Origin of the sequence: Kitasatospora sp. MY 5-36 (assembly GCF_001182915.1) — a bacterium.
Taxonomy (GTDB): Bacteria; Actinomycetota; Actinomycetes; order Streptomycetales; family Streptomycetaceae; genus Kitasatospora.
In genome coordinates this window covers 1-1,022 of the sequence record NZ_LFVW01000310.1, presented here as the reverse complement: position 1 = coordinate 1,022, position 1,022 = coordinate 1, and the positions used below count along the sequence as shown (strand labels likewise).

Sequence of the window (1,022 nt, the reverse complement as noted above, 5' to 3'; positions counted from 1 at the left end):
GCGCCTCGTGCCGGCCGACCACGTCACCGATCGCCCCGCGCAGGGCCTCGACGTCCACCGAGCCTTGCAGGCGGAACGCGAACGGGCTGTTGTAGGTGGCGGAGGCGCCTTCGAGCTGGTCGAGGAACCACAGCCGCTGCTGGGCGAACGACAGCGGCAGCACCTCCGGACGCTCACCCGCCACCAGCGCCGGACGCGCCGGACGGCCCTCCTTCAGCTTCTCCATCACCCCGACCACAGTCGGGTTACGGAACAGGTCGCGAATGCCGAGCTCAGCATTGAGGGTCGTGCGGATCCGGCTGATCAGTCGGGTCGCGAGAAGCGAATGGCCGCCCAGAGCGAAGAAGTTGTCGTCGATACCCACCGACGGTACGCCGAGGACCTCGGCGAAGAACGCGCACAGGATCTCCTCCTGCGCCGTCCTCGGACCACGATGCCCCTGCACCTCCACAGCCTCGACCGCGCCGGCCCGGGCCCGCTCCGCCCGGCTGAGGAAGTACCGCTCCTGCTCAGGCGAGTCGAACACCTCCCAGCCGGACACCGGAACCTCCGGATCCCCGACCGCCACCCCGAGCAACCGCACCAACCGCTCCGCCACCAGACCCGCGGTCTCCTGGTCGAACAGATCGGTCGCGTACTGCAGAACGGCAGTGATACCCGCAGGCGCGTTGGCGGCGTCGCGGTTCTCGACGCAGGTGAGGTTGAGATCGAACTTGGCGGGCGGCGTCCCAAAGGACTCGGGCTGAGCGGTGAGGCCCGGGAGTTGGAGCGTGCCCTCGTCGTTGTTCTGCAGGACCAGCATCACCTGGAACAGCGGGTGCCGGCCCAGCGAACGCACCGGGTTCAACTCCTCCACCAGCCGCTCGAACGGCAGGTCCTGGTGCGTGAACGCCGCCAGGTCCGCATCCCGGACCCGCCCCAGCAACTCGCCGAAGGTCGGCTCACCCGACACATCCGTCCGCAGCACCAGCGTGTTCACGAAGAACCCGACCAGCTCGTCCAGGGCCTCGTCCGAACGCCCA

General features: G+C 68.9%; 1 protein-coding gene. It reads right to left on the bottom strand.

Annotation, left to right across the window (positions count from 1 at the left end; all coding sequences use genetic code 11):
* Window positions 1-1,022 (bottom strand): condensation domain-containing protein (locus tag AE652_RS20800; RefSeq protein ID WP_049653732.1); only part of this gene is annotated, 1,022 nt, incomplete at both ends.